The organism is Ensifer sp. 1H6 (genome assembly GCF_001976035.1).
Classification (GTDB): Bacteria; Pseudomonadota; Alphaproteobacteria; order Rhizobiales; family Rhizobiaceae; genus Ensifer; species Ensifer canadensis.
This window is the reverse complement of the sequence record NZ_MOAI01000014.1, coordinates 52658-71682: the sequence shown is the minus strand read 5'-3', so window position 1 is coordinate 71682 and position 19025 is coordinate 52658. Positions and strand designations below refer to the sequence as shown.

The window sequence follows — 19025 nt, the reverse complement described above, 5'->3', positions numbered from 1 at the left end:
AACCGATGAAAAACAGCCCCTGTCGGCTATCATGTCTTTGTGATCGCTGTGATTCCCGTGAGTTGGACTGGAGGCTGGTGCATGCGAACGAGATTTGATGCACCCGATAACGAACAGGAGAATCATCTGCTGTTCGACCGTCTGTCGGCACTCGATATCGCCGCCTTCGTCGTTGATGGCGTCGATCTTTCGCCGGGTACCGCGATCCCCTCCGATGGCGACCCGCGCATCGACCGGGCACTCGCCGGTTTTCTCTTTACCTGCGGACCAGACCACATCCGCCATCCCGAACCGATTGCCGGCCGCGGGGAAGGCACGCGCTATCCCTTGCACGGTTCGCTTGCCGGCACGCCGGTCAAGCACACGCACATGTCCGCCGACACCACGCTTTGCATCGCCACCGTCGAGGTCAATCTTGCCGATGGCGGCCACGCGCTCCTGGAACGGCGCTGGCATGTGGATGCGGACCGACATGAGGTGATGCTGGAAGACCGGCTCACCAACACCGGCGCCGGCGCCTTTCCGCCGATGATGATGTACCACCTCAATATTGCCGGCCGACTGGTCGGCGACGCGACCCGCATAACCAGTCCCTCTTTTGCCGAGGGTGAACGGGCCTGGCGCTTCGGCGAGGGCGAGAGCGCGCATTTCTGCATCCCGGCCAGCGTCGGGGCCGACGGCTGGTCCGAAGTGGCGCTTTCGCCGCTGGTCGGTGCGGGCGGGAAGTGCTTGGCGGTGCGCTTTCGCGCCGACACGCTGCCTTACTTGCAGATGTGGCGCTGTCAGCGTGGTGCGGCCGATGTCATCAGCATCGAGCCTGCGTCGCATCGCCTCGCCAAGCGGCCGGAGCTTGCTGCTGCCGGTGAGCTGCAACTGCTCGAGCCCGGGCAGACACAGACCTATGCGCTTGCCTTCGGTGTCTCCTGACTGAGCGATTGGAATTGACGCCGGCGGGCACCGCGCCTACATCAGTGGCCAAGGTTTTTTGCAGGGATTAAGCGACCATGGACATCCGCCCGATCAACGATGAATACTCGGTTTCCGGCCAGATCACGGTCGAAGACCTCGACCAGATCAAGGCGCTTGGCTTCAAGTCCATCGTCTGCCACCGCCCCGATTTCGAGGCGCCGGACCAGCCGACCTTCGATTCCATCGCAGCGCGCGCGCAGGAGCTGGGCATCGAGACCATGCACATCCCGGTCGGCCCGATGGGCGTGACGGCGGATGCGGTCCAAAAGATGGTCGACGCGCTTGACGAATTCCAGCGCCCGATGCTCGGCTATTGCCGCTCCGGCGCTCGCTCGACGGCGGTCTTCCAGCAGACACAGCATATTCGCGGCTGAGCCGGCCTACCGCAGCATAAGGGCGCACTTCGTGCGCCCTTTGCGACGATGTGTCCTCGGGTCCACATAGCCCCCAAGGGATGCATGCCCCAGGGAATGCGCACCTGACGCGCCGGCTCGACCGCGGTTCGGATACACGAACGGCGGAGGATATGGCATGACGGGAATACATTTGATCGAACGCGAGCAGTGGGCTGAAAAGCCCGATGTCTGGCAGGGCGAGTTCCAGGGCGGCTCCTATGGCGCCGACGTTTCGGTGATGTTTTATACCACCGACAAGGTTGGCGGCGGGCCGAAGCTGCACCGTCATCCCTATCCCGAGACCTTCATCATCCGCACCGGCCGCGCGCTGTTTACCGTCGGCGATCGCAAGATCGAGGCAGAAGCCGGGCAGATCGTCGTGGCGCCGGCCAACGTGCCGCACAAGTTCGAAAACCTCGGACCTGGGCGCCTGGAAACCACCGACCTGCATGTGACCGGTGCGTTTGCGACGGAGTGGCTGGAATAAGCAAGAAGCGGCAACTCAGTATAGAGGAGGACACCACCTCCCTGCGTCGTCGACACGACGCAGCTGGATTCCTGTGACAAGCACAGGAATGAGGGAGCGCTAGGAGGTGTCGCAGCGCGCATGCCGCGTTTGCGGAGATGTGCGATCACGCCGGAAACGGGCTCGGTTGGCCGCAACAGTTCCATGCCCTCATTCCTGTGCTTGTCACAGGAATCCAGCCACGGCGCGTCGGCGCCGTGATTGAAGCGTGCTCGAAGGAAAACCTGCCCGTTCCGCTCAGCCTTTCCTTATTTCGCTCAGCGTGCGCGTCGGGGTGATGGCTTCCGGATCGAGCTTGATCTCGATGATCGCCGGCTTGCCGCTGGCGCGGGCGCGCAGGAATGCATCGGCAAACTCCTCAGTCTTTTCCACCGTCTCGCCGTGGCCGCCATAGGCGCGGGCAAGGGCGGCAAAGTCAGGATTGGTCAGGTCCGTGGCGCTGACGCGGCCGGGATAATCCCGCTCCTGGTGCATGCGGATCGTGCCGTAGATGCCGTTGTTGACAACCACAGTGATGATCGGCAGGCGGTAACGCACGGCAGTTGCGAATTCCTGACCGTGCATCAGGAAACAGCCGTCGCCGGCAAAGCAGATGACTTCGCGATCCGGGTGCAGATGCTTGGCGGCAACGGCTGCCGGCAGGCCGTAACCCATGGAGCCGGAGGCGGGGGCTGCCTGTGTTGCGTATCTGCGGAAGCGGTGGAAGCGATGCACCCAGGTGGCGTAGTTGCCGGCGCCGTTGGTGAAGATGGTGTCTTCCGGTGTGTTCGCCTCGATCCAGTTCATGATCGGGCCCATGCGCACGTCGCCGGGGCCGGTTTCCGGCGGTGTCGACCACTTGAGGTAACCTTCATGCATCGCCCTGGTGCGTGCCGACCACACCGGCTCGGCCGCTGGCGCGAGCCCTTCGAGTGCTGTGACGAAATCGCGGGGGCTGGCGGCGATCGGCAGTTCCGGCCGATAGACGCGGCCGAGTTCGGATGCATCGGGGTGGACATGGACAAGCGTCTGGCGCGGATAGGGCGCATCCATCAGCGTATAGCCGGACGACGGCATTTCGGAGAAGCGCCCTCCGACCAGAAGCACCAGATCAGCTTCCTTGATCTCTTTTGCCAGCGCCGGGTTGATGCCGATGCCGACATCGCCGGCATAGTTGGGGTGCAGGTGGTCGAACAGCATCTGGCGGCGGAAGGAGCAGCCGACAGGCAGGCTCCAGCGCTCGGCAAAGCGCTGGAATTCGGCGACGCTGTCAGCCGTCCAGCGCGTGCCGCCGAGGATGGCGATCGGGCGCTTGGCGCCTTCGAGCAGCGCGCCGAGCTGCTTGATCTGGGACGGACCCGGATGGCCCTCGACCGGCTGGTAGGGCTTTGCCGCTGGCGCCTCGGCGCTGCGCGTAAGCATGTCCTCGGGAAGCGTCAGCACGACCGGGCCCGGCCGGCCTGAGGTCGCGACCGCGAAGGCGCGGGTGACGAATTCGGGAATGCGGGCGGGATCGTCGATCTCGCCGACCCATTTCGCGACCTCGGTGAAGGCGCGGCGATATTCGATCTCCTGGAAGGCTTCGCGCTCGCGAGCCTCGCTCTGGACCTGGCCGATGAACAGGATCATCGGGATCGAATCCTGCCGGGCCACATGCAGGCCGCCGACGCATTGGTGGCGCCGGGGCCGCGCGTTACCATGCAGATGCCGGGCTCGCCGCTGAGCCGCCCCCCAGGCATCGGCCATCATTGCAGCGCCCCCCCTCCTGGCGGCAGACGACGACATCGATGTCGGTGTCGTAGAGCGCATCCAGCACCGCCAGATAGCTTTCCCCCGGTACGCAGGCGATGCGTTTGACGCCATTGGCGACGAGCGCGTCGACGACGAGCTGACCTCCAGTTTTCATGCTTTCCTCCCGATAGTCATTCTTTTGTTTTCAGATCACTTGTTTTCAGATCGCCGGCGAAACCGGAGCGATGCTCGCGGTCTTGTCGACCCGGCGTTCCCGCCAGATGATGTAGAGGCCGGAGCCGATGATGATGGAAATGCCCAGCCATTTCAGCGCGTCGGGCAGGTCGCCGAAGACGAGCCAGCCGAAGATCGTCGCCGAGACGATTTCGAGATATTGCAGCGGCGCCAGCACCGAGGCGGGGGCGGAGCGATAGGCATAGACCCCAAGCACGCCGGAGATAGTGGCGGTGACGCCGACGCCGAGCAGATAGAACCAGGTGTTGCCCTCGGGCCAGACCGGGTCGAAGATACCAGATCCGCTGCCTTCGCCGAGCCAGAGCAGTACGAGACAGAAGAGACCGCCCCAGATGCCGGCATGGAACTGCATCGACCACGGGTCCTCATTCTGCGCCACCATGCGCGTCACCAGCAGGAACACCGCCAGGCCGAAGGCGGCGACGATCGGCAGCAGCGCGATCAGGCCCACCTCCTGCATGCTTGGCTGGATGACAAGGAGCGCGCCGAGGAAACCGACGGCACAGGCGGTGTAGCGCCGCCAGCCGATCGTCTCCTTGAGGAAGATGCTGCCGAGGATGGTGAGGATGATCGGCTCGACGAAGAAGATGGCGATGGCGTCGGCCACCTCCATTACCTTCAGCGTGGTGATGAAGGACAGCATGGTGACGACAAGCAGGCCGCCGCGCAGCGCGTGCAGCCCGGTCTTGCGCCAGGTGAGGTCGAACAGGCTGCCGCGCACGAGCACGATCGGCAGGATGAAGACGACCTGCAGGATGAAGCGCACGGCGGTGATCTGTGCCGACGGTACTGTCGAGATCGCGAGCTTGGCGAAGATGTCGATCAGCGGCGACAACAGCACCGAAAGGACCATCAGCGTCAGGCCGAAGGAGATGCGGTCATTGGCGTTGGAGGTCTTGGGGAGGGACATGTCTGCCATGATGATGTCGGGTCAGGTCCTCTTGCCGGCCACAGCCTTGGCGGCAACAGAATGGCCGACAGAAGATTTGCCGACGGCCGATTGGCACCAGGCCGCAAACTCCGCTGTTGCCTTCTCACGGCCGATCTCGTTGAGCGTCTCGTGGCGCATGCCCTCATGGATCGTTACCGATACATCCGTCATTCCGCGCGCCTTCATGCGCTCGCCGAGCCAGCGGACGGCACCGCCGTTTTCGGTCGAGGGATCGGCGCTGCCGCCGACGAGATGAACAGGCAGGCCGGCGGGCAGGCGCGCCAGCCGGTCGGCCCGTGCGCCGGCAAAGGCGAGCCGCATCAGATCCAGCCAGAGCGACACCGTCGCGTCGAAGCCGCACAGCGGATCGGCGATATATTTGGCCACCTCCGCCTCGTCGCGCGACAGCCAGTCGGAATCGGTCTTGCGATCCTTGATCGCCTGACCCCAGGCGCCAAAAGTGAGCTTCGACAACAGCGGGCTCGGCACATCCGAGCCCTTGAGCGCCTTTTCGATCTTCAGGATCAACTGGCCGCCGCGCCCGGCGATACCAGGGCGGAAATTCGAGTTCCAGACGGCGAGTGCATCGTAGAGACCTGGATCGGTCTCGGCGGCGTTGAGCGCGATCAGCCCGCCCATCGAGTGACCGAAGAGGATGACCGGCAGGCCGCCCGGATGGGCGGCGGTGGCGAGCGTGCGCATGGCCCTGATGTCGGCAAACACCTTGTCGAGACCTGAGCTGTTCGAGAACATGGCCAGCGGCGCATCCGGCGCGCGCGTCGCGCCATGTCCGCGATGGTCGTGGGCATAGACGTGAAAGCCGTGGCCGGCCATCGCCTCGGCAAAACGGGCATAGCGGCCGGAATGTTCGGCAAGGCCATGGCTGACAAGAAGAATGCCACGCGCGTCGGCAGCTGCCGGAAAATGGCGCCAGTTCAAGATAGCGCCTGTCGGGCTCTGATGCGTCCTCACCTGCCCGAACATGCCTTCTCCCGGACCAATCGTCAGACTCTGCCGATATCAAATCGATTTACAGGGGAAAGGCAATCGCTGCTTGTTGATCGTTACGCATGAGGTCACAAGCGATTTCGCGGACCTGTAATTAACAGTTCCAATTTTCCCGTTTTGAGCGATATTTGTTCCCGTTTTGTTTTATCGGGAGAGTGTCATGGCATGTTGGAGTAAAGCGGTATCAAGTCCAATGACAATTGTTGCGATGGCGCTGGCAATGCTGCTTGCTCCATCCTTGTTTGCCTTGGCGCAAGAGAAGGTTGATGCCGCGGCGGAAGGCGCCTCGGGCCGCACGGAATATGTGCTTGCCGTCAGCTGGCAGCCGGGCTTCTGCGAGACGCGGCCGCAACGCAAGGAATTCGCCAACCAGACGGCCGAACGTTTCGATGCCACGAACCTGTCGCTGCACGGGCTCTGGCCCTTGCGCAAGAGCTATTGCGGGGTGGCGGCCGAGATGCGCACCCAGGACCGCAAGGGCGACTGGCTCGATCTGCCGAAGCTCGCCATGGCCGATGATACGGCGGCGCGGCTGCTGGTCGCCATGCCGGGCGTTCAATCCGGCCTCGATCGTCACCAATGGTTGCGCAGCGGCACCTGCCAGACGGCACCGGTCGACGACTATTTCGCCACGCAACTGCATATGCTCGACGAGCTCAACCGGTCCGCCGTCGGCGCGCTCTTTCGGGCGCGTATCGGCTCGGAACTCGATGAGAAGGCGATCAAGCAGGCTTTCGACCAGAGCTTCGGCGCAGGGGCCGGCGACCGGGTGCGCATGCGCTGCCAGACGGTCGCGGGACGCAGCGTCATCACCGGCCTGACGATCGGCTTGACGGGAGACGTTTCGGGCAAATCCAGCCTCGCGCCGCTGATCCAGGCGGCGGGGCCGACGGAGTTCAAATGTGCCAAGGGCATTGCTGACGCGGCAGGCCGCGGATAGCGGCTGACAAGGCGCTCCGGCATGGGATAGGCGGGGGCAAACGCCTTTGGCGATTGCCCCTTTGCACTAATTCGCCTACATAGCGGGCAAATTTCCTTCCCATGCGGAGCATTCTTTTATGGCACGTCAGTTCATCTATCATATGGCCGGGCTCAATAAGGCCTATGGCGCGAAGAAGGTCCTGGAGAACGTTCATCTGTCGTTCTATCCGGACGCGAAGATCGGTATCCTCGGCCCGAATGGTGCCGGTAAGTCGACGGTGCTGCGCATCATGGCCGGCCTCGACAAGGAATATACCGGCGAGGCCTGGATCGCCGAAGGTGCGACCATCGGCTACCTGCCGCAGGAGCCGCAGCTCGACCCGACCAAGACCGTGCTCGAAAACGCCATGGAAGGCGTTGCCGCCAAGACGGCGATCGTCGAGCGCTACAACGAGCTGATGATGAACTATTCCGACGAGACGGCGGAAGAGGGCGCAAAGCTTCAGGACATCATCGACAGCCAGAACCTGTGGGATCTCGAGAGCCAGGTCGAAATGGCCATGGAAGCGCTGCGCTGCCCGCCGGGTGATGCAGACGTCACAAGTCTTTCGGGCGGTGAAAAGCGCCGTATTGCGCTCTGCAAGCTGCTTCTGTCGCAGCCGGACCTGCTGCTGCTCGACGAACCGACCAACCACCTCGACGCCGAGACGATCGCCTGGCTCGAAAAGCACCTGCGCGAATATCCCGGCGCCGTGCTGATGATCACCCACGACCGCTACTTCCTCGACAACGTCACCGGCTGGATCCTCGAACTCGACCGCGGCCGCAGCATTCCCTACGAGGGCAACTATTCGGCCTACCTCATCGCCAAGGCCAAGCGCATGCAGCAGGAAGGCCGCGAAGAGGCTTCCCGCCAGAAGGCGATCGCCCGCGAGCAGGAATGGATCGCATCCAGCCCGAAGGCCCGTCAGGCCAAGTCCAAGGCGCGTATCCGCTCCTACGACGAACTGGTCAACGCCGCTGAAAACCAGCGTCCGGGCGACGCGCAGATCATCATCCCGGTCGGCGAGCGTCTCGGCCAGGTGGTCATTGAAATGGACGGCGTCACCAAGGGGTACGGCGACCGCCTACTCATCGACGGCCTGTCGCTGAAGCTGCCGCCGGGCGGCATCGTCGGCATCATCGGCCCGAACGGTGCCGGTAAGACGACGCTCTTCCGCATGATCACCGGCCAGGAACAGCCCGACAGCGGCTCGATCCGTATCGGCGAAACCGTGCACCTCGGCTATGTCGACCAGAGCCGCGACGCGCTCGACGGCAACAAGACCGTCTGGGAAGAAATCTCCGGTGGTGCCGAAGTCATCAAGCTCGGCAAATACGAGATGAACTCGCGCGCCTATTGCTCGACCTTCAACTTCAAGGGCGGCGACCAGCAGCAGAAGGTCGGCAATCTTTCGGGTGGTCAGCGCAACCGCGTTCACCTCGCCAAGATGCTGAAGAACGGCGGCAACGTGCTGCTGCTCGACGAACCGACCAACGACCTCGACACCGAGACGCTGGCGGCACTTGAAATCGCGCTGGAAAACTTCGCCGGTTGCGCCGTTATCATCAGCCACGATCGCATGTTCCTCGACCGTCTGGCGACCCACATCCTCTCCTTCGAAGGAGACAGCCAGGTCGAATGGTTCGAAGGCAACTTCGAAGACTACGAGAAGGACAAGATCCGTCGCCTCGGCCCGGATTCGGTCAACCCGAAGCGCGTCACCTACAAGCGCCTGACGCGCTAACACTCTGGCACGTCGCGTGAGCCTCGGCTTGCGCGACGTGCGCCCCGCTCAAAGCGTAGCGATTTCCAGGATTCGCTTGCTGCGCCGTAAGCTCTGGTTTTGCACATTTCGTTATCGCAAAACCGCAGCGCACCTTTGGGTGACGTGCTTTCAGCCCTGGCTCGGAAACGATTTAAGGGAGAAGGCATGCCACAGCTTTGACGTTGCGGCATCCTGCCCCGTCTCGTTTCGCGCCAGTCTCAGCCGCCTGCTTGCATATGTCGTATCCCGAACCGATGGCTGGTTCGGGCGATACGCTCTCCCGCCAACCATTCCATAGAATGCGTCATGGACGCTGCGGTGCGTGACCCTTGCCGCTGGCCCTCTCGTTGAAACCGCTTCTTTGGATGCGTCGTCCACATTGCGCTGCGTTGAGACTGTGGGCATCCGCGGTCAAGGGCGGGAGCGGGCCGCGAGGCGGAGAGCGCAGGGCAGGGTCAGTGGCACGCCACGCCGCAAAGGCATCGTCAACGGGCGGAGCGCAAGCTTCGCCCGTTTGCGTGTCGAAACGGTGGAAAATCCTGTTCCTGGAGCGGCATAGTTTGGTCTCTTCGCGCAAATCCGCTTGCGCTACATCCGCAAATCACATAAACATATCTTTATGTGTTGATGGGGAATGATATGGCGGATCAGAGAGAGCTTGGTCTCGACGCGCTGGTGGATGTGCTGAAGGCTGCGGGTGAGCCGACCCGCATGCGCCTTCTCGCGCTGCTTGCCGCTGGGGATCTCACCGTCACTGATCTTACCGAAATTCTCGGACAATCGCAGCCCCGCATTTCGAGGCACCTGAAGCTCCTGGCCGAGGTCGAACTCGTCGACCGCTATCAGGAAGGCGCCTGGGCCTATTTCCGCCTTCGCCAGGAGGGCGCCCGCGTGTCGCTGGTCAGGGCGATGCTTGCATCCGCCACCGGCGACGACGCAGTTCTGTCGCGCGATGCATCCCGGCTCGTCACCTTGAAGAAAGCGCGGGCCGAAAAGGCGCAGGCCTATTTCAGCCGCAACGCGGCCGGCTGGGACGAGCTTCGGCGCCTGCATGTCAGCGAGCGGGATGTGGAGACGGCACTGCGCGACATGGTTGGCGACGAGCCGGTCGAGAGCCTGCTGGATCTTGGCACCGGCACAGGGCGCATCCTGCAACTGTTCGAAGGGCTCTATCGGCGCGGCATCGGCATCGATGCCAGTCGCGACATGCTGGCCGTTGCCCGCTCCAATCTCGACCGCGCCGGCATCACCAAGGCGTCGATCCGCCACGGCGATATCTTCAACTTGCCGCTTGATGGCCAGTTCTTCGATCTCGTCACCATCCACCAGGTGCTGCATTTCCTCGATCAGCCGGAAGCGGCGATCGCTGAGGCGGCACGCATGCTGACGCCGGGCGGGCGGTTGGTGATCATCGATTTTGCGCCGCACGGGCTGGAGCACTTACGCGACGAGCATGCCCATGCGCGGCTTGGCTTCTCGCATCAGGCGATGACCGACTGGCTGGCAAAGGCCGGCTCGCCCTGGAAAAGACGACCGATCTGTCGCCGGAAGGCACGGACGGAGGAAAACTGACGGTGACGATCTGGCTTGCGCGCGATCAGCGGGCCGTCGAGGAGAGCGAAGCGCCACATCAGCGCATGCAAGCAGGGGGAATTTGAGAATGACGGCACAGACGCTTTATCCCGCCGAGCGCGGCAATCTGCGGCTTTCCTTCGAATATTTCCCCCCCAAGACCGACGAGATGGAAGCACAGCTCTTTCAGACTGCGGAAGATCTCTCGGTCTTTTGTCCCGCCTTCGTCACTGTCACCTATGGGGCCGGCGGTTCGACCAAGGCGCGGTCTCTGACAACAGTCAGACGGATGATCGAGGAGAAGGGCTTTGCCAACACGGCCGCGCACCTGACCTGCGTCGGCGCGCCGAAGGCCGAGGTGGACACTGTTATCGACGAATTTCTCGCTTTCGGCGTTCGGCACTTCGTCGCATTGCGCGGCGATCCGCAGGGCGGCATCGGCAGCACCTATCAGCCCTTTCCCGGTGGTTACGAGAGCAGCTCCGACCTCGTGCGGGCGCTTCGCGATCGTGGTGACGTCGAAATCTCTGTGTCGTCCTATCCGGAAAAGCACCCGGAAAGCCCTGATGTGGCGGCTGACATCGACATGCTGAAGCGCAAGGTGGATGCGGGCGCGACGCGGGCGCTTACCCAGTTCTTCTTCGACAACGACGATTTCGAGCGCTACCTCGAGCGCGTCCGCCGGACCGGCATCGAGATCCCGATCGTGCCCGGCATCCTGCCGATCAACAATCTCGGTCAGGTGCAGAAGTTCGCCGGTCTTTGCGGCGCCAGCGTGCCGGAGGTGATCGTCACCCGCCTTTCGCATCTGGAAGGCCAGCCGGCCGAGCGCTTCAAGGAGGCGACGCATATTGCTGCCGAGCAGATCGTCGATCTTGCCCGCCGCGGCGTCAGGGACTTCCACCTCTATACGATGAACCGTTCGCCGCTGATCACGGCCGTCTGCGATCTCGTCGGGTTCGAGCGTGCGGACGAGGCGTCGCGGGGCGAGGATATCTCGCTGAAGGCGTTTGCCGGTGCGGCGGCGTAGAACGCAAAACAATCCGAAAAAGCGAAAGCGCATGAAGGTGTCCTTCATGCGCTTTCTTTTTTCCTGCAGCGTCGGGGCAGATTGCTCTTGTCGATCTAGCCCAAAAATTTCTGCCGCAAATTGGATTTCCGGAAAATTAAAGTCCCTATTTCGGTTTGGACTCTCAGCGGCCTGACTTCAGATGAAGAGCATTGTGGCCACGAATACGAACGCTGCACTAATCATGAGGACATTCAACGAATGTGTAAGTCCCATCGAAGACCCTCCTTGCGCTGACGGTTAAAACATAGGGCGAATTAACGGCGCTTGAAAGGGAAACTTGTGCTGCAGTGCGAAAACGCGTGATCACAATTGCCTTGTCAACAGGGCTAATGTTTTGAAATTAAATCGCATTTTATGCCGCCACATTTTTTTCACAATCACTGCCGGAAGGTTAATGTAAACGCTTGTAACCGTGCGTGAGTGCTTCTAAAGGGCACGCTTTCTGCCGTATCCGGCTTGTTCGATTCCTCTTATGCGGCGCGCTTCATCCGCAAGATCCTGCCGTCCAAAACGGCAAGGCCGGCGGCAATCAGCGCCATACCGCCCACATCCGCTGGCTGCAGCGTCTCACCCAGAAAGAGATAGCCGAGCAGGATTGCGCTTGGCGGGACGAGAAGCGTGACCAGCGAGGCGTTGGTGGCGCCGGCTTCGCCCATGATGCGGAAGAACAGGATGTAGCCATAGGCGGTGGAGACGAGCGCCAGCGCCAGGATGGCAAGCGTCGCGTCAAGCGGCGGCATCGGCAGGGCCCAGGGCGTATCGACGAGGGCTGCGACCGGCAGCATCATCAGCGTCGAGGCGGTCAACTGGCCGGCCGCGGTGACCGGCGGGGCAAGGCCGCGAAAGCGCTTGCCATAGGTTGCCGCCAGGCCATAGCTGACGGCGGCAAGCACCGGCAGCATCAGCGCCCAGAGCGGCACGCTGCTGGCGTTGCCGAAAAGCCCGGCGATGGCGCTTGGCCCGATGAGCACGATGGTGCCGGCGAGGCCGAGCAAACAGCCGCCGATCTTGGCGGAGCTGAGTTTCTCGTCGTCGGTCGCCATGTTGGCGATGATCACGGTCCAGACCGGCGTGGTTGCATTCAGGATCGCCGCCAAGCCGGCGCCGATCTGGGTTTGCCCGAGAAAGATGAAGGCATGTGGGATGGCGTTGTTGATCAGGCCCATCAGCAGGAATTCGCGCCAGCGGCTGGCGAGCGCCTGATAGATGCCGAAACGCCTGCGGATGTAGAGATGCAACGCCAGGGCGGCGAGGCCGAGCCTCAGGAACACCAGGGTGAACGGCGGCACGTGCGCGACGGCGACACGGGCAAAGAAGAACGATCCGCCCCAGATGAGCCCAAGCAGGGCGAGAAGCGCCCAGGTCCGCATCGTCATCTGCTGGCTGCCGGTCTGTCCTAGTGCGTTCATGGGTCTGCTCGCGCTTTCTGCGCGGCCGCTGTCGGTCAAATCGACCAGTCGGGATGCGCAATCGAATTGGGCGCTTTCTCCGCTGCATGCCTCCGGCGTCTGAAAGGCTGCATGAAAAGGCGTCACACAGATCTAGCGCGGCGCGTTGAAGTGCACCACCCACTTCTTGCCATCCGCGGTGCGCGAAAGCGCCAAGCATCGATGTCTACTGCATGTTTCCTTAAATCCTATTCGATTTAAGGACAAAGACATGCAGCAATTCAAAGTGCGACAGCGACCTTTGCGCGTCCAATAAGACGCGCGGCGCTGTAGGATCGTTCGATAAGGGAGAACGTCTGTCCACTTCGGCCGGTTTCGATCGAAGCGGACAGACGAATGGTCGCCCGGCCAAAATCCGGCCGGAAGATCGCGTTTACAGCGAGTTCAGCAGTTCCAGGGTTGCCCAGCCGTCGGCGGGACGGCCGAGACGCAGCTGTTCCTTCTGCAATGCTGCGCGGGTGCCCGAGCCGAGGATGCCGTCGACCTTGCCGACGTCGTGGCCAAGGGTCTGCAGCTTGGCCTGCAGCGCCTTCATGCCGGTGTCGTCGAGGCCCGGTTCCGGATTGCCGCCCTCATAGGTCGGGGCGCCGCCAAGGCGGGTCGCGAAATAGGCAGCCGAAGTCGTGTAGATGAACGACTGGTTCCACTCGAGATAGACGTTGAAGTTGGGGTAGGTGAGGAAGGCGACGCCCTTGCGGCCCTGCGGCAGCACCAGAGAGGCTTCGAGATTGCCGAAGGCGGTGTCACCGTTGCGCGGCTTGACGCCGAGCGCGAACCAGTCGCTCGCCTTCATGCCCGGCTGCAGGCCGGTCTTTTCCCAAGGCAACTGCTCGGGAACGCTGACTTCCTGGATCGCCGGCTGGCCGGCCTTGAAGCCAAGGCTCTGGATGAACTTTGCGGCGGTCAGGATTGCGTCCGGCGAGCTCTTCTTGAGATTGACGTGGCCGTCGCGATCGCCATCGACGCCATAGGCGATGATATCTTCGGGCAGCATCTGCACCTGGCCGATTTCGCCGGCCCAGGCGCCTGTCGTCGTTGCCGGGTCGAGGTCGCCGTGCTGAACCATCTCGATGGCGGCGATGAGCTGCGGGCGGAACATTTCCGGCCGGCGGCAGTCATGGGCAAGGGTCACCAGCGCATTGCGGGTGTTAAAGTCGCCCTGAACGGCGCCGAAGTCCGTCTCCATCGCCCAGAAGGCGGTGATGACGGGGGCCGGCACGCCGTATTCCTTTTCGGCACGGGCGAAGACGTCGGCATATTCCTTCATCTTCTGCGCGCCGATATCGAGCCGCGACTTGCTGACGGTGCGTTTGGAGAATTCGGTGAAGGTCTGCTTGAACACGCCCTGGGCGCGGTCGCGGCTCAGCACTTTCTGGTCGATGGCGGCACCGGCGAGCGCACGGTCGACGACGTCGGCCGGAACGCCCTTGGCGACCGCCTCCGCCTTGACGCCTTGCAGGAAGGCGCCAAGATCGCCGCCGCATGCCGGCGCTTGCGCGAGAACGGGGGAGGCTGTCAGCGCGAGGAGCGCGACGGATGCAAGAGCATGCCGGGCTTTGAGGATCATCATAATTCCTTTCTGTCGCCGCAGGGCGCGAAGCGCCGCCGCTGGCGGTCAATGTACCAAAGATGCAATCTGCTGCTGCTCTCTCAGAGCATTATGACGGAAAGAAGAAAATGGGTCGGTTTGCCGCGCTTCTGCACAGAACCGTGGCTGTCGTCATCCCGGCTTGGAAACGGCGGCGACCCAATTCTTCCAGTTCTTGGCCGAGCCGGCAAAGACGTTGATATCGGTGGTGCCGTCAATGCCCGGTATCACGCCGGTGCTGGTATATTGCCAGAATGCCCAGCGGCGCTCGACATAGACTTCGCCCGGATGCTTGGCGACGGAGCGAACCCAGAAGTGGTGCTCCTTGAACTGGTCGACGAGATTGTCGCGGTGGAAATCCACAGAGGTATAGATGATCGGCCGCTTGCCGTAATGGGCCTCCAGCCGGTCCATGAAGCGCTTCATCTCGACGCGGACCTCGTCCGGCGATGGGCGGTGGCGGCAGGTCTTGGATTCGCCGTTCCACTCGACGTCGAGGACCGGTGGCAGGTAGACGGCGCTCTTCGGCACATTGGCGATGAACCAGTTGGCCTGGGCATCCGCGGTCGAGCAGAAATAGTAGAAGTGATAGGGCGCATAGGGAATGCCGGCGGCGCGAGCGCGCTGCCAATATTCGTTGAAGCGCGTATCCACCCTGTCCTTGCCTTCCGTCGCCTTGATGAAGGCGAACGAGACGCCGGAATTCTTCACCTTCATCCAGTCGATATCGCCGTTCCATTTGGAGATGTCGATGCCGTGGATGTTGTGGTGGTGCGGCGTGCGGCCACCGAAATCCTGCGGGTCGGTATCGCTGAAGCGCGGCGGGATCGATGCGGTCTGCAACAGATCGTAGTCGGTCGACGAACAGGCGGAAAGGAGAGTGGCAATGGGCAGCAGTGCCAGAAGAAGCCGGCGCATGGAGGTCCTGTTTCGAAACGAACGACGATCCTGCCTCACACGATGGCTTTCATGATGGTGATGTCCCCCAGTGAGGCGTGAACCTCATTTTCACCATATCATCGTAAAAATTGAGTTAGCTCAAGCGGGAATTGCGGCAGCACTTCGGTCGCCAAGCCGTGCAGCGGCCGGATTTGTCACTGACGCCGCTGTTACGGCCGGGCGGTGGTAGACCGCAAGCCAGGCATAACCCCGGCCGATGGCCCGGCGCTCGAGCTGTGCGCCGTCGCGTCTTGCCCGCTCTCCCAGCACCTCGAACAGTGTTTCGCGCGGGGTCACATGGAAGCGCGTCAGCCAGCCGCGCAGCAGGCGGCGGAAGCTTGCCGGCAGCCGCTCCTGCTGGCCGAAATCGGCAATATGCAGCGAGCCGCCGGGGTTCAGCGCGTCGATCGCCGCTTCGATCGCGCCCTGCCAGTCCGGTATCATTGACAGGGAGTAGGAGATGACAATCCGGTCAAACCGGTTTCGCCGAAAAGCTGGGGCTGGAAGCTGGTGGCGTCGGCGATGCGCAGCGTGGCCGCCGAACTGCCGCGGCGGCTGAGCTTGGTTTCCGCGGAGGCCAGCATCTCCGCGGAGATGTCGAGGCCGAAGAGCCGGGCCTTGGGAAAGCACGTTCCGATGAGCGCGAGGTTGCGCCCCGTGCCGCACCCGACTTCGAGCACGGAGGCGCCCGCGCCCGCGTTCAGCTCGCGGATCAGCGTGTCGCGGCCGAAGAGATAATACTTCCGCGTCAGATCGTAGACGTGCCTTTGATAGCGATACATTTGGTCCATGCGCCGCTGGTGGCTGATCTCGGCGTGCTCCACCCCGCTCATGCTTTCTTCCGGTAGATGTGGAAGCCGCCATAGATGGCCGAGCGATCGGCGTTGCCGAGCTTCAGCGATGTCTCGGCATCATAGTGCCACTGCTCCATCAAAGCCGTGGAGAGGCGGCCGGGAAGGATGCTCTCTTCAGCGGCCGTGCGGAAGATCACTGTCGCGGCTGCGTCTGCGGTGCGGGTGATCTCGGTCCAGAGATCGTTCAACTGCTGGTCGTTCATCCAGTCCTGGGCGTCGAGCAGCACGTAGCGGTCGACCGATCCTGCCGGCTTCTTCGCCAGAAGCTCGGTGAAATTGGCGTGGTGGACCTCGACGCATTCGGCACGATCGCGGACCGTCTCGTAGTTGCCGGCATGCAGGTAGGCCGGAAGCTCGCCTTCGTGCGGCAGGGGATAGCGGCGTGCGAAGGCCTGCCAGGCGAAGTAGTTTTCCTTGAGCGGGAAATGACAGGTCAGCTTTTCCAGGCGGTGGCGAAGCACGGAGGCAAGCGACTTGTCGTTGCTCAGGCTCGCCAGCTCGTCGAACTGCTGCGGCGGGATGCCGAGGCCGAACAGCGAGCTCTTCTGGCTGGTGATCCAGCGAATGAACGGGCGCTCGAACAGCGGCGCCAGTCGCGTGTCGAAGAACTGGCGCTGCTCGCGCATGGAGCTGGCCTGGACGAACTCTTCCGGATTGACGCCATGCAGTCGCGCCAGGATGTGGCTTGCGGCGATGAAGCGGCCAAGCAGGCCGGTGCGATAGATGTTGCGGCCGAAGACGCCGATGCGCCGGCGCCCGGTGACGCTGCGGCCGTTCCAGTAGCTGCGGGTGGCCTGATCGACCTTCGGGGCGATGAACAGGTCGAAGGCCTGCACGTTCGATGGCGTGCCCTGCGTTGCCAGGAACCGGATAACGTCCTTGTGAGCAGGCAGATGGCGGAAGGCGGCAAGCTTCAGCCGGTTGAGCGCGATGTGGTGCGGATTGAGATCGACCACGTCGATGCGACCAGGGCCGGCGGACAGGTAGGTTAGCATGTTGCAGCCGCCGGAACCGATGGTGACGATGCGGTGTCCAGGGCGAAGCTGCATTGCTTCCATGTCGACGATTGGGTCTTCCCAGATCTGCGGATAGACGAGGCCGGAGAAGAGCAGGCCAAACAGGCGCTCGGACAGGCCGGCAAGCGAAAGGGTCTTGTGTTGCAGGAGGGCGTTTTTTAGCTTGGGATTTTTTCTGCCAAAGCCGACGTCAGGGGCAAGTTCGGTCATCTCTGCCGCTCATCCAGTTGAAACTTAGCCGCTTCTAAAGTGACTCGGCTACACTTTGATGACGGGTTTTTTCACAGCTGCTGCGCCGCACAAAAAATGCCGACTACGATTTTTCACCCATAAGAATTCATTAAACCCTGGCGTGCTAGCTCCTCCCTATATTCGGGGGGCGTCGACATGATGTTAAGAACGTTTCTGCCGAAGCCCGAGCAGCGATTTGCAGCTGCCGGCACGGCACTGGGGGCACTGTTTCCAGCGATCTGGCTGACCACGGAAACGTTGTTCACGGATGGATCCTTTACACATTGGAATTTTTCCGGAGCACTTGCGGCGGGCGTCATGCCCTTCGTCGCCGGTGCCTCTTTCTACCGCTGGTCCTATTCACGACGGCTGGAGCGCGAGTTGCGCGCCGCGCGCCGCGCCGAGCGGCGGCTGCGCAACGAGGTTCACCGCGACCGGTTGACCGGGCTTGAAAACCGCTCGGCGCTGGAGGCCGATGTGCTTCGCGCGCTTCGCTCCGATGGCACGGCATTCGAGCGCAGGCCGCTGCTGCTCATCGACCTCGACCGGTTCAAGGCGGTCAACGACACGATGGGCCATGATGCCGGTGACCGGTTGCTGAGCGGCATCGGCACTCGGCTGCGGCGGGCGTTTTCCGGCGAGGCGACGGTCTATCGGCTCGGTGGCGACGAATTCGTGCTGCTTGGTCCGGGTTCTCCGTCGGATGCCGAGGTCGCGGCGCTTGCCGGCCGGGTGAAGGCGCTGTTCGACGCGCCGTTCGATCTTTCGGACGGCCAAGTGGCATCCGGCTGCAGCATCGGCGTTACGTTCCTGGAACCAGGCGACCTGTCGACCGGCTCCGTGTTGAAGCGGGCGGACCTGGCGCTCTACGAAGCCAAGGAAATGCGCGGTAACAGCCATGTCATCTACGCGCCGCACCTTGCGCGAGCCGCGGAAATGCGCGCCGAGGCCGAGCGCGACCTTGCCCGCGCGGTCGCCCAGCGGGAATTCTTTCTGGAATACATGCCGATCGCCGGTGCAGCGAGCGGCGCCATCCGCGGCTTCGAAGCATTGCTGCGCTGGCTGCACCCGGTCCGCGGCGTCATCGACATGGAGGCTTTTGTTGAGCCGCTCGAACAGGGAGCACTGGCACTCTCGGTCGGCAACTGGGCCCTTCGGCAGGCCTGCAGGCAGGCGGCGAGCTGGCCATCGCCGGTCGGCCTGACGGTGGCACCCCTCGCGCTGCAACTGCGGGATCGCGATTTCCTCGGCCATATCAAGGCGTGCCTGGACGAGGCGGGACTGGCGCCCGGCCGGCTGACGATCGAGGTGGCAGAAGCGTCCTCGACCGGCGATATGGGGCTGATCAGTGAAAATCTGCACGGTCTGCGTGCGCTCGGCGTGCGCATCGCGCTGAGCGGTGGCGCTGCTGCCTCGCTGCCGCTCAACCTTGTCGGGGAGCTTAAGCCGGACCAACTGACTGTGGATTTGCCGGCGATCCGCAGGTCGCATGGCAGCGAGCGCAGCGTCGCGCTGCTCGCCTGCCTCGTCAAGACAGGGCAGGTGCTGCGGCTGCCGATGGCGGTGCGCGGCATCGCCAGGGAAAGCGAAATGGACTGCGCCCGCACCGCAGGCGCTGTAGAAGCCTGGGGGCCATGGATATCCCCGGCATTGCCCGCGCGCGACCTCTCAGCCCTGTTGCGCGATAGGGACGGCGAAGACGCCCGTCGGCTCGCATAAAGGCAAGGGCTTTTCCTTTCGTTCAAATGCTGCTTCTCTCTCTCGCGTCAGACGGGAGAATGC

Annotated in this window: 15 protein-coding genes and 2 pseudogenes; 8 read left to right on the top strand and 9 right to left on the bottom strand. The window is 62.9% G+C overall.

Annotated features, from left to right (window positions below):
• Positions 1-81: 81 nt before the first annotated feature.
• From BKP54_RS17745 to BKP54_RS17735, 3 genes are all read left to right on the top strand, one after another.
• A complete protein-coding gene (locus BKP54_RS17745; protein ID WP_025427759.1) occupies positions 82-927 on the top strand; it encodes a DUF4432 family protein in 846 nt (281 codons plus the stop codon).
• Between the two features lie 77 nt (positions 928-1004).
• A complete protein-coding gene (locus BKP54_RS17740) occupies positions 1005-1343 on the top strand; it encodes a TIGR01244 family sulfur transferase (RefSeq protein ID WP_025427758.1) in 339 nt (112 codons plus the stop codon).
• Positions 1344-1500: 157 nt separating this feature from the next.
• Complete coding sequence (locus BKP54_RS17735) at positions 1501-1851, top strand: cupin domain-containing protein (RefSeq protein ID WP_025427757.1); 351 nt, start codon at positions 1501-1503, stop codon at positions 1849-1851.
• A 276-nt stretch (positions 1852-2127) separates the two neighbouring features.
• Here the strand turns inward: BKP54_RS17735 and BKP54_RS17730 are convergent, their stop codons facing one another.
• The 4 genes from BKP54_RS17730 to BKP54_RS17720 are packed head-to-tail and all read right to left on the bottom strand — an operon-like array spanning position 2128 to position 5770.
• Positions 2128-3615 carry a thiamine pyrophosphate-binding protein gene (locus tag BKP54_RS17730; RefSeq protein WP_280951650.1) on the bottom strand — a complete coding sequence of 496 codons (1488 nt, stop codon included), beginning with the start codon at positions 3613-3615 and terminating at the stop codon, positions 2128-2130.
• A complete protein-coding gene (locus BKP54_RS37115) occupies positions 3563-3775 on the bottom strand; it encodes a thiamine pyrophosphate-binding protein (protein ID WP_280951648.1) in 213 nt (70 codons plus the stop codon). Before BKP54_RS37115 ends, BKP54_RS17730 begins: the two co-directional genes overlap by 53 nt.
• A gap of 45 nt (positions 3776-3820) precedes the next feature.
• Positions 3821-4774, bottom strand: coding sequence for a DMT family transporter (locus BKP54_RS17725; protein WP_025427755.1), 954 nt, complete (start codon positions 4772-4774; stop codon positions 3821-3823).
• 12 nt (positions 4775-4786) lie between these two features.
• Positions 4787-5770 carry an alpha/beta hydrolase gene (locus BKP54_RS17720; protein WP_025427754.1) on the bottom strand — a complete coding sequence of 328 codons (984 nt, stop codon included), beginning with the start codon at positions 5768-5770 and terminating at the stop codon, positions 4787-4789.
• 217 nt (positions 5771-5987) lie between these two features.
• On the opposite strand from BKP54_RS17720, the gene BKP54_RS17715 reads away from it, so the two are divergent.
• The 4 genes and pseudogenes from BKP54_RS17715 (at position 5988) to metF (ending at position 11125) form a co-directional block, all read left to right on the top strand.
• On the top strand, positions 5988-6734 hold the full coding sequence (locus BKP54_RS17715) for a ribonuclease (protein WP_084814679.1): 747 nt from the start codon (positions 5988-5990) through the stop codon (positions 6732-6734).
• Positions 6735-6852: 118 nt separating this feature from the next.
• Entirely contained in the window at positions 6853-8502 is a 1650-nt protein-coding gene (ettA, locus tag BKP54_RS17710; protein WP_025427752.1) for an energy-dependent translational throttle protein EttA, read from the top strand.
• Positions 8503-9162: 660 nt separating this feature from the next.
• A pseudogene (locus BKP54_RS17705) lies at positions 9163-10181 on the top strand (metalloregulator ArsR/SmtB family transcription factor).
• Positions 10182-10183: 2 nt separating this feature from the next.
• On the top strand, positions 10184-11125 hold the full coding sequence (metF, locus tag BKP54_RS17700) for a methylenetetrahydrofolate reductase [NAD(P)H] (protein ID WP_025427750.1): 942 nt from the start codon (positions 10184-10186) through the stop codon (positions 11123-11125).
• A gap of 512 nt (positions 11126-11637) precedes the next feature.
• On the opposite strand, the gene BKP54_RS17695 is transcribed toward metF, so the two are convergent.
• From BKP54_RS17695 to BKP54_RS17675, 5 genes and pseudogenes are all read right to left on the bottom strand, one after another.
• Positions 11638-12576: a DMT family transporter gene (locus BKP54_RS17695; RefSeq protein WP_025427749.1), complete on the bottom strand. Its 939-nt coding sequence runs from the start codon at positions 12574-12576 to the stop codon at positions 11638-11640.
• A 412-nt stretch (positions 12577-12988) separates the two neighbouring features.
• Positions 12989-14182, bottom strand: coding sequence for a lytic murein transglycosylase (locus BKP54_RS17690; RefSeq protein ID WP_025427748.1), 1194 nt, complete (start codon positions 14180-14182; stop codon positions 12989-12991).
• Positions 14183-14335: 153 nt separating this feature from the next.
• Positions 14336-15121 carry a glycoside hydrolase family 25 protein gene (locus BKP54_RS17685; protein WP_025427747.1) on the bottom strand — a complete coding sequence of 262 codons (786 nt, stop codon included), beginning with the start codon at positions 15119-15121 and terminating at the stop codon, positions 14336-14338.
• 195 nt (positions 15122-15316) lie between these two features.
• Positions 15317-15975: pseudogene (locus BKP54_RS17680) on the bottom strand (class I SAM-dependent methyltransferase); the annotation flags it as partial.
• Positions 15972-17222, bottom strand: coding sequence for a DUF3419 family protein (locus tag BKP54_RS17675; RefSeq protein ID WP_025427745.1), 1251 nt, complete (start codon positions 17220-17222; stop codon positions 15972-15974). The pseudogene BKP54_RS17680 and the gene BKP54_RS17675, both read right to left, overlap by 4 nt.
• Before the next feature lie 177 nt (positions 17223-17399).
• Here BKP54_RS17675 and BKP54_RS17670 point away from each other — a divergent pair, with 177 nt between their 5' ends.
• Complete coding sequence (locus BKP54_RS17670) at positions 17400-18962, top strand: EAL domain-containing protein (RefSeq protein ID WP_057211114.1); 1563 nt, start codon at positions 17400-17402, stop codon at positions 18960-18962.
• The last annotated feature ends 63 nt before the right edge of the window (positions 18963-19025 follow it).